Source organism: Klebsiella sp. GL120222-02 (assembly GCF_003097195.1).
In the GTDB taxonomy this organism is placed as follows: Bacteria; Pseudomonadota; Gammaproteobacteria; order Enterobacterales; family Enterobacteriaceae; genus Klebsiella; species Klebsiella variicola.
Genome location: NZ_QEQO01000005.1, coordinates 14,007 through 27,065, shown reverse-complemented (window position 1 = coordinate 27,065; position 13,059 = coordinate 14,007). Strand labels below are relative to the sequence as shown.

Annotated in this window: 16 protein-coding genes; 7 read left to right on the top strand and 9 right to left on the bottom strand. The window is 58.8% G+C overall.

What is annotated here, in order from left to right; all coding sequences use genetic code 11:
- Positions 1-19 precede the first annotated feature (19 nt).
- The 4 genes from N438_RS16055 (at position 20) to N438_RS16040 (ending at position 2,536) form a co-directional block, all read left to right on the top strand.
- Positions 20-259, top strand: coding sequence for a DUF2164 domain-containing protein (locus N438_RS16055; RefSeq protein ID WP_008807589.1), 240 nt, complete (start codon positions 20-22; stop codon positions 257-259).
- A 97-nt stretch (positions 260-356) separates the two neighbouring features.
- Positions 357-1,508: a double-cubane-cluster-containing anaerobic reductase gene (locus N438_RS16050; RefSeq protein WP_072045948.1), complete on the top strand. Its 1,152-nt coding sequence runs from the start codon at positions 357-359 to the stop codon at positions 1,506-1,508.
- Between the two features lie 9 nt (positions 1,509-1,517).
- Positions 1,518-2,285 carry a putative 2-hydroxyacyl-CoA dehydratase activator YjiL gene (gene yjiL / locus N438_RS16045; RefSeq protein WP_023322018.1) on the top strand — a complete coding sequence of 256 codons (768 nt, stop codon included), beginning with the start codon at positions 1,518-1,520 and terminating at the stop codon, positions 2,283-2,285.
- Positions 2,282-2,536, top strand: coding sequence for a DUF3343 domain-containing protein (locus N438_RS16040; RefSeq protein ID WP_012969018.1), 255 nt, complete (start codon positions 2,282-2,284; stop codon positions 2,534-2,536). Before yjiL ends, N438_RS16040 begins: the two co-directional genes overlap by 4 nt.
- A gap of 191 nt (positions 2,537-2,727) precedes the next feature.
- On the opposite strand, the gene N438_RS16035 is transcribed toward N438_RS16040, so the two are convergent.
- The 3 genes from N438_RS16035 to N438_RS16025 are packed head-to-tail and all read right to left on the bottom strand — an operon-like array spanning position 2,728 to position 4,995.
- Positions 2,728-3,831, bottom strand: coding sequence for a M20 peptidase aminoacylase family protein (locus tag N438_RS16035; protein WP_039102798.1), 1,104 nt, complete (start codon positions 3,829-3,831; stop codon positions 2,728-2,730).
- Positions 3,832-3,851: 20 nt separating this feature from the next.
- Positions 3,852-4,319, bottom strand: a complete 468-nt coding sequence (locus N438_RS16030) for a YjiG family protein (protein WP_008807593.1) — start codon at positions 4,317-4,319, stop codon at positions 3,852-3,854.
- Entirely contained in the window at positions 4,312-4,995 is a 684-nt protein-coding gene (locus N438_RS16025) for a nucleoside recognition domain-containing protein (RefSeq protein ID WP_008807594.1), read from the bottom strand. Before N438_RS16025 ends, N438_RS16030 begins: the two co-directional genes overlap by 8 nt.
- A 363-nt stretch (positions 4,996-5,358) precedes the next feature.
- On the opposite strand from N438_RS16025, the gene N438_RS16020 reads away from it, so the two are divergent.
- Positions 5,359-6,273, top strand: a complete 915-nt coding sequence (locus N438_RS16020) for a LysR substrate-binding domain-containing protein (protein ID WP_008807595.1) — start codon at positions 5,359-5,361, stop codon at positions 6,271-6,273.
- 2 nt (positions 6,274-6,275) lie between these two features.
- On the opposite strand, the gene N438_RS16015 is transcribed toward N438_RS16020, so the two are convergent.
- The 4 genes from N438_RS16015 to N438_RS16000 form a co-directional block, all read right to left on the bottom strand.
- The gene (locus N438_RS16015; RefSeq protein WP_008807596.1) at positions 6,276-7,340 is read right to left on the bottom strand and encodes a DUF2955 domain-containing protein; all 1,065 of its coding nucleotides are present in this window, start codon (positions 7,338-7,340) and stop codon (positions 6,276-6,278) included.
- Positions 7,330-8,397, bottom strand: coding sequence for an HlyD family secretion protein (locus N438_RS16010; protein WP_008807597.1), 1,068 nt, complete (start codon positions 8,395-8,397; stop codon positions 7,330-7,332). The genes N438_RS16015 and N438_RS16010 overlap by 11 nt, the downstream gene beginning before the upstream one ends.
- 6 nt (positions 8,398-8,403) lie before the next feature.
- Complete coding sequence (locus tag N438_RS16005; protein ID WP_008807598.1) at positions 8,404-8,868, bottom strand: MarR family transcriptional regulator; 465 nt, start codon at positions 8,866-8,868, stop codon at positions 8,404-8,406.
- Positions 8,869-9,033: 165 nt separating this feature from the next.
- Complete coding sequence (locus N438_RS16000; RefSeq protein ID WP_008807599.1) at positions 9,034-9,198, bottom strand: DUF1127 domain-containing protein; 165 nt, start codon at positions 9,196-9,198, stop codon at positions 9,034-9,036.
- A gap of 177 nt (positions 9,199-9,375) precedes the next feature.
- On the opposite strand from N438_RS16000, the gene N438_RS15995 reads away from it, so the two are divergent.
- On the top strand, positions 9,376-10,788 hold the full coding sequence (locus N438_RS15995) for a PLP-dependent aminotransferase family protein (RefSeq protein WP_008807600.1): 1,413 nt from the start codon (positions 9,376-9,378) through the stop codon (positions 10,786-10,788).
- Between the two features lie 72 nt (positions 10,789-10,860).
- Here the strand turns inward: N438_RS15995 and fosA are convergent, their stop codons facing one another.
- Together fosA and N438_RS15985 are read right to left on the bottom strand one after the other, a co-directional pair.
- Positions 10,861-11,280: a FosA5 family fosfomycin resistance glutathione transferase gene (gene fosA, locus N438_RS15990; RefSeq protein WP_008807601.1), complete on the bottom strand. Its 420-nt coding sequence runs from the start codon at positions 11,278-11,280 to the stop codon at positions 10,861-10,863.
- Positions 11,274-12,182 carry a LysR family transcriptional regulator gene (locus tag N438_RS15985; protein ID WP_012542980.1) on the bottom strand — a complete coding sequence of 303 codons (909 nt, stop codon included), beginning with the start codon at positions 12,180-12,182 and terminating at the stop codon, positions 11,274-11,276. Before N438_RS15985 ends, fosA begins: the two co-directional genes overlap by 7 nt.
- Positions 12,183-12,268: 86 nt before the next feature.
- Between N438_RS15985 and N438_RS15980 the strand changes: the two genes are divergently transcribed.
- On the top strand, positions 12,269-13,051 hold the full coding sequence (locus tag N438_RS15980; RefSeq protein WP_016160218.1) for an NAD(P)H-dependent oxidoreductase: 783 nt from the start codon (positions 12,269-12,271) through the stop codon (positions 13,049-13,051).
- Positions 13,052-13,059 lie beyond the last annotated feature (8 nt).

The following is a 13,059-nucleotide window of genomic DNA, read 5'->3' as shown; positions in this document are numbered from 1 at the left end:
TTACGGAGAAAGCTCCATCATGAACGACATTGAACTCAGCCCGGCACAGCGCGACCTGCTGCGCGATAAGCTCAGCAAGTACTGCGAAGAGACCTTCAACCTCGAGCTGGAGCAGTTTGATGCCGAGTTTTTTGTCGACTTTATCGCCAAAGAGCTGGGGCCGCTGTTTTACAACGCCGGTATCGAAGAGGCCATCCGCACCCATCTGGCGTGGAGCGAGCGGATCCAGGAAGAGATGGATTTGAAGAAGGTCTATTAACGCCGCGCGCAGACGCAGGAGATCAATAAAAGCTCACAAACAACAGGGCTATAATGGCGACTCTTTCAGCATCTCCCGTGTACGGGGAAGGAAAATCATGTCGCTTATCACCGATCTACCCGCCATTTTTGACCAGTTCTCAGAAGCTCGCCAGAAGGGCTTTCTCACCGTCATGGATCTTAAAGAGCAGAACGTGCCGCTGGTGGGCACCTACTGCACCTTTATGCCTCAGGAGATCGCCATGGCGGCGGGCGCCATTGTCGTTTCACTGTGCTCCACCTCCGATGAAACCATCGAGGAAGCGGAAAAAGATCTGCCGCGCAACCTCTGCCCGCTTATCAAAAGCAGCTATGGCTTCGGCAAAACCGATAAATGCCCGTACTTCTATTTCTCTGACCTGGTGGTTGGGGAAACCACCTGCGACGGTAAAAAGAAGATGTACGAGTACATGGCCGAGTTCAAGGCGGTCCACGTCATGCAGTTGCCGAACAGCGCCAGCGACGCCGCTTCCCGCACGCTGTGGAAAACGGAGATCCTGCGCCTGCAGCAGGTGATTGAGACCCGGTTTGGCACGCCGATTAGCGAGGCGGCGCTACGCGAAGCCATCGTGTTGAAAAATCGCGAGCGCCGGGCGCTGGCCCACTTTTATCGTCTCGGGCAACTCAATCCGCCGGCGCTCAGCGGCGGCGACATCCTGAAAGTGGTGTATGGCGCCACCTTCCGTTTCGACAAAACCGCCCTGATTGATGAATTACATGCCATGGCGGACCGCATCCATCAGGAGTGGCGGCAGGGTAAACGGCTGGAACCTCGTCCGCGGATCCTGATCACTGGCTGCCCGATCGGCGGCGCGGCGGAAAAAGTGGTCCGCGCCATCGAGGAAAACGGCGGCTGGGTGGTCGGCTATGAAAACTGCACCGGCGCGAAAGCCACCGAGCGCTGCGTGGCGGAAGAGGGCGACGTCTACGACGCCTTAACCGATAAATATCTCGCCATCGGCTGCTCCTGTATCTCCCCCAACGACCAGCGTCTGCAGCTGCTGAGCCAGATGGTGGAGGAGTATCAGGCCGACGGGGTGATCGACGTCATTTTGCAGGCCTGCCATACCTATGCCGTGGAATCGCTGGCGATTAAACGCCATCTGCGCAAGCAGCACGACCTTCCTTATATGGCGATAGAAACCGACTATTCGACGGCGGACCTCGGCCAGCTCAGCACCCGCGTCGCCGCCTTTATCGAAATGTTGTAAGGAGCTCGCGTGAACTATACGGTTGGCATTGATTCCGGCTCCACCGCCACAAAAGGCATCCTGCTGGCGGACGGCGTCATTGTACGCCGCTTCCTCTGCCCCACTCCCTTTCGCCCCGCCGACGCCATCCATAAGGCCTGGGAAACGCTACGCGCTGGCCTCACGGAGACGCCTTTTTTAACCCTCACCGGCTATGGTCGCCAGCTGGTGGATTTTGCCGATAAGCAGGTGACGGAGATCTCTTGTCACGGCCTCGGCGCTCGCCTGCTGGCGCCGGACACCCGCACGGTGATTGACATCGGCGGCCAGGACAGCAAAGTCATCCAGCTGGACGCCGAGGGCAATCTCAGCGACTTCCTGATGAATGATAAATGCGCCGCCGGCACCGGCCGCTTTCTGGACGTCATTTCACGGACGCTTGGCGCCAGCGTCGAACAACTCGACAGCATCACTGCAGACGTCGAGCCGCATGCGATTACCAGCATGTGCACGGTGTTTGCCGAATCGGAGGTCATTAGCCTGCGGTCGGCCGGCGTCGCGCCGGAGGCGATTCTGGCCGGGGTGATTAACGCCATGGCCCGGCGCAGCGCGAACTTTATTGGCCGCTTATCGGCGCAGGGGCCACTGCTGTTTACCGGCGGCGTCAGCCACTGCGCCACCTTTGCCCGGATGCTGGAAAGCCATGTCGGCATGGCGGTGACAACCCATCCCGACGCCCAGTTTGCCGGGGCGATCGGCGCGGCGCTGATCGGCCAGCGCCAGCGGAGGCGCGGATGACAACCTTCCTGTTTTTATTTCATTCCACGGTGGGGGTGGTGCGGATGCGCAAAGCCCTGCAGGCGGCGGGAATGACCTTCGAGGTGAAGGATATTCCGCGCCAGCTGCGCAGCGGCTGCGGGCTGTGCATTTACCTGAGCTGCATGCCTGGCGATGAGCAACGATGGGTTATACCCGGCGAAACGGCAGCCCTGTTTCGCGTCGCCGGAACTGACTATCACCTGTTGGCGAACTTTCCGCGACCGGCGTGAGTTTACCATCCGATGCGATCTTGCCGTTATTCCCCGGCTGCCTATGCGCACCGCGGTAGCCCGGATGAGGCGTTAGCCGACATCCGGGACGCTTCCCCGGTAGCGCTTACGCTTACCGGGGCTACCGACAAAATGCCCAACCGTAGCCCGGGTAAGGCGTAAGCCGCTACCCGGGGGCTGGCAGCTTAGCCTCAGCCCAACAGCTGGCGAACGCAGGATTTGAATACCCGCACGCCATCCGCCAGCGCGGTGCGATCGAAATGCATTTCCGGATGATGCAGGCCCGGCAGCAGGTTGCAGCCCAGTCCCCAGAAGCCACCTTTCACCGCCGGGCGCAGACGCAAATAGTGGAAAAAATCTTCGCTGCCCGGCGTACTCTTCGCGGCCGTTAAGCCCGCCTCGCCAAAGGTTTCGCATATTGCCTGGCTTATGATAGCCGTGGCTTCTGCGTCGATAATCGCCGCCGGCATCTCTTTGACTACCCGGATGTCGACGCTGGCGCCATATGCTGCTGAGCTACTCTCGATAGCCCTGACCACGCGTTCTTTTAGTGTCGCCATGCCGTCATTTTCCTCGCAGCGCAGATCCCAACAGACGTGCGCTTTCGCCGGCACCGAATTGGTGACGCCCGCATCGCAAAGAAAGCGCGTCGCTTTCGCGCTCCAGGTGAGCGACGGCGCCAGATGGATACCGTTCACCGCCTGTACTGCATGCGAGGCGGCATCCAGCGCGTTAATGCCCAGATGCGGACGAGCGGCGTGAGCGGCTTTGCCGTGAAAATCCACCATCACCGTCGCCGAAGCGGAATAGTACATTGCCGGTACCGCCTGGCCCATCGGACACTCTTCCAGCGGCCGGAGATGGAAGCCGAACAGCATCTCTACGTCATCCAGTACCCCGGCCTCCGTTAAAGCGATCGCGCCCGTCCCCAGCTCTTCAGCAGGCTGAAAAAGCACTTTTAACTTCCCACGCTTTACCAGCCCCTCGGCGAGGATCTCTTCGGCGGCGGTTAATACCACCGAAGAGTGGCCATCATGACCGCAGGTATGACGGGCCTCTAAGCGGCCATCGATAATATGGCCCAGCGCATCCATATCTGCCCGGAGCGCCACCACTGGCCCCGGTTCCCCGCTATCGATTTCGGCGACAATCCCGGTAGTCCCGCCAACGTTGCGGTGAACCCGGAACCCTGCCGCCGCCAGGGCGTCGCCGATGTAAGCCGAGGTTTTGTACTCCTCAAAGCCCAGCTCAGGTATTTGGTGCAGATAATTGAAATGCTCTAACGTTCGCGACACAACTGACTCCTTGCCTTTCATTATGCCATCACGCGCATGACCAGCATGGCGATGACGGCGTTGATAATGCTCACCGCCATCAGCAGCGGCCAGTATTTTTTCGGTACATCCGCCACCCCAAGCAGCCGCCCCATATACTGTAGTTGCGAACCCATCAGGAAGATGGCCGGGATCAGGATGGTGACGTCCGCCACGTTGAGGGTGCCTTTACTCAACAGGCTCACCGCCACTCCCGTCCCCGCCGAGGCGGAAAGCCAGGAGGTGAGCAGCACGGTAATCGCTTCGCCCGGTAAGCCAAACAGGCCCATCAGCGGCGCGCAGACCTGGCCTATCAACTGCATCACCCCGAGCAAATTAAGCATTTCGGCGATCACATATGCCATTAATACATTCGGCATCAGATTGTTGATGGCGATATTAAATCCTTTACGTGCACCGATAACAAAAATATCAAACGGATTACTGGCCACTTTTGCCGAATTACTCATTATCAAAATCCCCTTTATAGGCCGTATTCAAAACCAGACGGGTGATTGCCGCGCCAACGAATTTCAGCACAAACATTAACAGCAGCGGAATAATAATAGGGATGGTTAACGACGCGAAAAGCGCTGAGCCAATGGAGAAATAGTTATTGATCAGACCGGCGCCGGAATATTGCCATGCCCCCATAATCACCACATCTTTCCGACTAATTTTTTTGCTGTCATACAGCTCTTTGGTCAACGCGGCCCCGGCATCGGTGCTTTGGAGGTCGGTAATTAACGCCAGACCGGTATAACCCGGGATCCCCAGTAACGGGCGTAACAACGGCGTCAGCAGCTTATGCGCTGCACGTATCGCGCCATAATGGGTAAAGATTTCCAGCAACCCCAGCGCCAGCATCACCGTAGGGACCAGCGACAGCGCAAACAAGAAACCGGCCTTGGCGCTGATGCCGCCGCTGCCGATAAAAGTGTTAGTTTCCGGGGTCTTCATCGTACCAAATGCGCCGCCGAGGGTGGTAAAGTCGAAAGCCCCCAGCCAGGCCATCCCTTCCACTTTAAACAGCAGCCCGGAGAAGACTAATAACACCACCACCAGCGAGATCCATGCCCCAGGTCCTACCCGCCACTCATTTGTCGCGTCGTCGGAGGAACGTTCCAACGTTTTATTTTCACTCATACCCTGTCCTCACATTATGAAATATCTTATTGGTCTTTTGCCATTTGGACGCTTTTCAATGTATTGGTTTTGGCATTGATTATTTTGACGTAAAACACCCATCAATAAATAAGGTGCCTCTCTTTTCCCGAAAAGCCGGCAACAGGCATATACCTCACTTATTTATCTTTTTACTGGCATATCGATATCTTATTATTGGCAACCACCGGTGGTACTGGTTTATTGCCATGGCAGTTAATCCGTTCCGTGACTCCCCTTGTCTGTTATGTACCTGAATCACGATTATCTATAACTAGCCGGGATGATAAATGTCTGGTAAAGGATGTTATTGTTGACCTGAAGTCAACAAAGGAGGGAGACAGGATGTTACACGAACGTCCCATGAGCTATCTGTACGAAGTGGGGATCCAGGGGGGCATTCGGCGGGCCGCTGATATTCTGGGGATTAATCCGTCGGTTATCAGTCGCCAGATAGCGCAGCTGGAGCGAACGCTGGAACTCCCTCTGCTGGAGCGACAGGGGCGCAATGTGGCGCTCACTGAAGCCGGACGTTTGCTGGCCGAGGATTACCACGAAAGCCGCCAGCGGCGGGAAAAGCTGGAGAGTCATCTAAAGGATTTACGCCATATGCGTGGCGGCACCATCTCTGTGAGAATTGGCGGGGGGTTGGTGACGACCTTTATCGAGTCGGTGATGAGCACGTTTTCGCAGTCGTGGCCGAACGTATTCGTTGATATTAGCGTCGGCAATATGCAGGAGATGCTCAACGATATCGCCAGCGGTGAAGCGGATATGGCGGTCGCCTTCGGCCCCATCGGCAATCCGGAGCTTAAACGCCACAGCTTCCAGTGGGGGCCCATCTGCGCGGTGGTCTCTCCGCAGCATCCCATCGCGCGACAGTCAATGGTGACCATCGATGAGCTAACGCAATATCGCCTGATCGCCCTGACAGAAAGCTTTGGCCTACAGCGCCATATGAACGCCATGTTTAAAACCGCCGGGCGGCAGTTTCATCCGGCCTATCGCTGCAACCTCTTTTCCACCGCCATGAGCCTGAGCCAGGCCGGTCTGGGGATCTCTTTCATGACCGAATTCGCCGCCCGGGAAGCAATCGCTCACGGCATACTAAAGGCGGTCCCCATCGACCATCCGATCGCCAGCAGCGCCCAATGCCACTTATTACGCAACTCGAACCGCCGCTTTCCCCCCGCCGCGCACCATATGTGGCGCTTACTCCATAACGCCTTTCGCGATGCGCAGCGGGCGATGACGGTGTGACCCTATTCGCTCACCACAAAGCGCGTCGCCGCAAAGCAGTTCAGAAGACGGTGCATGAGAAAGACCAGAGTCAGCGTCACCACCAGCGAGACCGTCACCGAGGTGATGCGGTACAGGTCGCTGAATACCAGATCCTGATAGGGATGCAGATTCTGGCCGAACATAATGCCGATGGTGGTGATGCTGGCGAAGCCCACCCCGGCGCCCACTTTCTCCATCACGTGCAGGCGGGCGCTGAAGGCCAGCCCGAGACCAATCAGCGGCATCATCAGGATCATGTGGTTGCTGAAATCATAGATGATCAGTTGCACCACCAGAATATAGAGACAGGCCAGCACCACCCCGACGACGCGCCAGATCGAGCTGATCACCGCCCCGCGATAGTGCATCGGAAACAGGATCAGGATCCCGGCCATCAGCGCCGACAGCGAGTCACTGAGATCGCAGATCTGGAACACCACAAAGATGATCGTCGCGACCGTACCGGAGAGCAGCGACTCGTGGCGAATGCGGGCGGCGTCTTTTTCAATGCGCGGCGGCGGCTTGCGCGGTTCGACGTCCGGGATCAGGTAATGCAGCAGCGCGCTCAGCGCCACCGCCAGCACGCAGGCTTCCATATTGGAGAACATCAGGGTGTGCCAGTTGCTGGTGGGATAGCTCATAAAGTTGAGCATCGTGCTCTGACACACCACCCCCATCGACCCCAGCAGAAACAGCGGCCCCTGGCTCATAAAGCGGAAACGCATCACGTACAGGGCAAACACTACCAAGGTCATGATCACCGGCCACTGTGACAGATAGCCGACAATCAATACCATTTCGACGCAGTTCACCGCCGCGCTGAACACAAACTGGCGGGCGACATGGCGGTTGAACACCGGCACCAGCGACATCAGCATCAGCGGATAAACCACGAAAAACACACCGTACTGCACGTCGTAGAAGGTGGAGATACTGAGCGCAATCGTCCCGGCCACGGCGATACGCACCGTCTGGCGAAAATCATTCGCCGTGTAGACGATATTGCCGTGCGGCGTAAAGACGTGCGCCAGGGTATTAATAGACATAGTGCAACCAGCTCACCAGGTGGATCTGCAGGCCGGCGAAGGTGCGGGCGAAAGGTCCCTCGCTATTGTACAGCTGCACCGTGGCGCGGGCGCCGGTCGGCAGCGGTTTCGCCAGCGGCTGATCCAGCGCGACGTGAATGCGCATGCGCTGTGCGTCGCGCACCCAGCGGGTGGACTGCTCCGGCTGCGACAGCTGGCCGTTCACCGCCTCCTGCCCCGCCAGAATCCCGGCATCGCTGCTGGTGACGTGCGCCGGGAAGACTTGCCCCGGCAGGGCATCAAAGACCACCGCTGCATCGGTATTCACCGCCGTGTGGCGCAGGCTCTTTTCACGGAAGTCGGCGACGATGTCAGTGTTGTTGTTGACCAGCGCCAGCACAGCCGTCGCCGCGGTGGCGTAGATCCCCGGGTTAAGCTGCAGGTTGCTGACCATACCATCAGTTTCGGCACGCACCTGGGTCCAGGCCAGGTTCAGCTGCGCCTCCTCCAGCGCATTACGGTATTTCTGCAGAGTGACGTTGCGCTTATCGTCGCGCTCGCCGCGCTGGATCAGCAGGTTCTGGATCTGCGCGTTCAGCGCCGAGACCGACTGCTCGCTGGTCTGCCAGGTGGTCCGCACCTTATCGAGGTCGGACTGCGAGACGTTCTGCATCGTACTCAGGCGCTGGTAGCGATCGAGCGTGACCTTATCGTTACGGGCGGTGTACTGTGCGGTGCGCAGGTTGGCGCGGGCGGCGGCGATTTGTGCATCCAGTTGCTGGTTGCTCAGTTTCGCCTGCTCGAGGGCGATCTGCGCCGCTTCAACTTTATTAATGAATGGCGTTGGGTCGAGCTCATACAGCAGGTCGCCCTTTTTCACCTGGCTGTTGTTGTGCACGTAAACGTGCGAGACATAGCCGGAGACCCGCGACGAAACCGGGGTCACCACGCGCATGACGGTGGAGTCCGGCGTCAGCGGGATCCAGATATCGGCAACGATAAACCAGGCGAATATTCCCAGAAAAGCGGCAATACTCACCCGTACCCAGCGGGCAAATTTTTGTTCAGGCGTCATCATAGTGCGTTAGATCTTGTTATCTTCTTCGCGGATATTCCGCAAACGGCAGGCGATTTGATTTAATGTGGCGCTGAAGGTGGCGAGGTCGGCCTCCGGGATGGTCTGAGTCACGCGTTCCTGATAGGTCTCGATCACGCAGCTCAGTTTTTCCAGAATCGCCCGCCCCTCGGCGGTCAGCGTCAGCAGGCGAATGCGTTTGTCATATGGCGATGTAGAACGCACCAGATAGCCCTGCTTTTCCAGTAACGAGAGGGTGCGCATCAGCGGCGGCAGTTCAATTCCCTGCACCTCCGCCAGTTCGCTGACCGAGACGTTGTCTCCCAGCTGATGCAGTTGCATCAACACCGTCCAGCTGGACTGGGTGAGTCCGGTATCGGTGATAGCGGAGTCAATAATGGCGCGCCACTGGCGCACCACCATGGCCATTCTCATCCCCAACGGGCGGCGGGCAAACAGGTCGTCTTCGGTCACAGGTTTTCCTCTCATCGTTGAGAAGAAAATAATACTTATCAGGGTAAGTATCAAGAAACGGACGATCGCGCCGCATCAATTGATAAATTTCGTGAATGTATTCCCCGGCGTCGCTAGCGCTTACCGGGGCAAAGAAGGAATGATGCCTGAAAAAAACCGCACTTTTTAATTGATCTGATCCCGACGCAGGCCGATGTCTTTCAGCTGTTCGTCGCTCATTCGCTGCAAAGCTCTGCGCGTTTGCTCCTGAAGCCACCATTTTTTGATAAACCGCACCAGCAGTACGAAACCGATAAATGGCTGTCTTGCCCTGTTCTCGTGAAATTCCATCCTCTACCTCCTCACCTTGCCAGAGGCTTTATCTTCACGGATTTGGGGCCAAGGAATACAGATTCACAAAATGCTTTTCTTTAACATACAGATTAGCTAAAACGTACACCAGAGCCCAATTTTTACGCCAATCTGTACTGGTTATTCCATCTGTATGGCTGCAATTAAGGATACAGCATGACCCGCTACCAACATCTCGCTACGCTGCTGGCCGAACGCATCGAACAGGGCCTGTATCGCCACGGCGAAAAACTGCCGTCGGTGCGCAGCCTGAGCCAGGAGCACGGCGTCAGCATCAGCACCGTCCAGCAGGCCTATCAGTTGCTTGAGCAGCAGCAGATGATTGTGCCGCAGCCGCGATCGGGCTATTTCGTTGCCCCGCGCAAGGCCCAGCCGCCGGTGCCGCCGATGTCGCGTCCGGTACAGCGCCCGGTGGAGATCACCCAGTGGGATCAGGTGCTGACCATGCTCGACGCCCGCTACGATAAATCGATTATCCCCTTCGGCGGCGGCTCGCCGGATGTCACACAGCCAAGCCTGAAGCCTATCTGGCGCGAACTGAGCCGGGCGATCCAGCATAACCTCAGCGAAGTGCTGAACTATGACGAGCTGGCCGGGCGCCGCGAGCTGAGGGAGCAGATCGCCCGTCTGATGCTTGACGGCGGCTCGGTAGTGACGGCTGACGATCTGGTGCTCACCAGCGGCTGCCATAGCGCGCTGTCTCTGGCCTTGCTGTCGGTATGCCAGCCTGGCGATATCGTGGCGGTGGAATCTCCCTGCTACTACGGCACGATGCAGATGCTGCGCGGACTGGGATTAAAGACCATTGAGATCCCTACCGATCCGGAAACCGGGATCAGCATTGAGGCTCTGGAGCTGGCGCTGGATCAGTGGCCGATCAAAGGGGTGATCCTCGTGCCAAACTGCAATAACCCGCTGGGCTTTATCATGCCGGACGCTCGCAAGCGCGCGGTGCTGAACCTGGCCCAGCGCCACGATATCGTGATTTTCGAGGATGATATTTACGGCGAGCTGGCCACCGAGTACCCGCGCCCGCGCACCATTCACTCCTGGGATATCGACGGCCGGGTGATGCTCTGCAGCTCCTTTACCAAAACCATCGCCCCCGGCCTGCGCATCGGTTGGATAGCGCCCGGGCGCTACTACGACAAGCTGCTACAGATGAAGTACGCCGCCAGCGGCACTAACGTCCCTTCAACCCAACTGGCGGCTTGCAATTTTATTCGCGAAGGCCACTACCACCGTCACGTGCGGCGGATGCGGCAGATCTATCAGCGTAATATGGAGATCTACACCTGCTGGCTGCGGGAATTTTTCCCCTGCGGGATCTGCGTCACCCGGCCAAAAGGTGGTTTTATGCTGTGGGTGGAGCTCCCGGAGCAGGTGGATATGGTCTGCGTCGCCAAACAGCTGTGCCGGCTGAAGATCCAGGTCGCGCCGGGCTCGCTGTTTTCGGCAGCGGGCAAGTATCGCAACTGCGTCAGGATCAACTGCGCCCTGCCGCCGACCGAGAAACATAAAGCAGTGATGGTGAAGCTGGGAGAAGCGGTGAAGGTGGCGATGGAGTGAAGTTTAATCTGTTCTCCCCGGTGGCGCTGCGCTTACCGGGGCTACGGGTTACCCCGCGTCCGCAAATCAGCTTCACTGGTCAAAAAACACCATTCCCTTATACGGCTGCTCACGGCAGGCGGCCAGCCGCTGGGCGAGACTGCCGACGTGCAGCTCCAGCTTGTGGCCATCGGGATCGAGGAAATAGTGCGAGGCGCCTTCGCTGCGGTTTAGCTTCCAGACCGCCACGCCGGCAACCTCCAGGCGGGCGGCGAAGCTGGCGAAATCCGCCTCGCTAATGCTAAACGCATAATGGGTGTAGTCGCTCTCTTCCGGCGGGGTGATGCGCCGCTGCGGATCCAGCGACAGGCACAGCCACAGATCGCCGCAGGAGAGATAGGCGCCACTGTCCCAGCGGGCGTGCAGCGTCATGCCCAGCAGTTGCTGATAAAACGCCACGCTCGGCGCCAGTTGGCTGACTGCCAGGGTCAGATGATTCAGTCCACTCAGCATGTCTGTTCCTCCAGTGAATTCACAATGAACTGACGCAGCCATTGATGCGCCGGGTCGCGGTGCCAGCGCTCGTGCCACAGCATCAGCATCTCAAAGCCGGCGACCGCCAGTGGCGGCTCGACGACTTCCAGCCCGCTCTGCCCACGCACCAGCCGCTCCGGCAGGACCGCCACCAGATCGCTATTGCGCAGGGTCTCCAGCATAAACAGGAAATGTGGCACGGAAAGGACAACCCGCCGCGCCAGGCCAAGATTCGCCAGCGCGGTATCGGTCGCCGCGCTGAAGCCGCCCCCGTCCGGGGAGACGATCACGTGCTCCAGCTGACAGAACGTTTCCAGGCTAAGCCCAGGCCGCAGCGCCGGATGCTCCGCCCGGCCTGCCAGCACATAGCGTTCGCGAAACAGCAGGCGCTGATGTAGCCCCGGCGGCGCGCCCTCGCGGGTATGAAAGAAGAGATCTACTGTATCGCTGGCCGCCTGCTGCTCCAGCCGCGCCGGCTGTAGCTCGAACACCGCCAGCCGACTGCCGGGAGAGGCCAGCCGTAGCCTGCCCAGCATCGGCAGGAGGATCGCCGAGGCCATATAGTCCGTCGCTGCCACCCGCCAGGTCTCCGCCGCCGTCGCCGGATCAAAAGGCGCCACCGGCGCCACCGCCTGCTCCAGTGCGGCTAGCGCTGCGCGCAGCGGCTGGCGAAGTTCATCGGCGCGGGCGGTGGGCTGCATGCCGCGCGGACCCGGCATCAGCAGCGGGTCGGCGAAAATCTCCCGCAGCCTGGCGAGCTGAATGCTCACCGAGGGCTGCGACAGATTCAGCCGCTGCGCCGCCCGGGTGACATTATTTTCACTGAGCAGCACATCAAGCGTGCGCAGCAGATTAAGATCCAGACGATGTAAATTAATCACAGCTATACCTGGAATTTAAGTAATTAATTTCTACTATAGCGTCAGCTTTCCTACTCTGCAGCTCTCCATACGCCAGAGGTGATGTTATGAAAGTACTGCTGATTTACGCCCATCCGGAACCGCGCTCGCTTAATGGCGCGCTGAAAAATTTTGCCGTCCGCCATCTGCAGCAGGCCGGGCATGAAGTGCAAGTCTCCGATCTCTACGCCATGCGCTGGAAGGCCGGGTATGACGCCGATGACAGCGGCGCCCCGCCGGTCGGCGAGTTCTGGCGGCCGACCCTCGATTCCAAACAGGCCTTTGCCCAGGGCACCCAAAGTGCGGATATCGCAGCCGAGCAGGAAAAGCTGCTGTGGGCCGATACGGTGATTTTCCAGTTCCCGCTGTGGTGGTTCTCAATGCCCGCCATCATGAAGGGCTGGATCGACCGGGTGTACGCCTGGGGCTTTGCCTATGGCGTCGGCGAGCACAGCGACCGCCACTGGGGCGATCGCTATGGGGAAGGCACCTTCGTCGGCAAGCGGGCGATGCTGATCGTCACCGCCGGCGGCTGGGCGGAACACTATTCACCGCGCGGGATCAATGGCCCCATCGACGACATCCTGTTCCCCATTCAGCACGGTATGCTGTTCTATCCCGGCTTTGAGGTGCTTCCGCCGCTGGTGTTCTACCGCACGGATAAAACCGATGCCGGGCAATTCGCCGACCAGTGCGCCACGCTGGCCGAGCGGCTGGACACGCTGTGGCAAACCGAGCCCATTCCATTCCGCCGGCAGAATCATGGCGATTATCTGATCCCGTCGCTGACGCTGCGCCCGGAGCTGGCGCCGGGGCAAAGCGGCCTGGCGGTGCATCTGCGTAGCGAATAACTGACTAC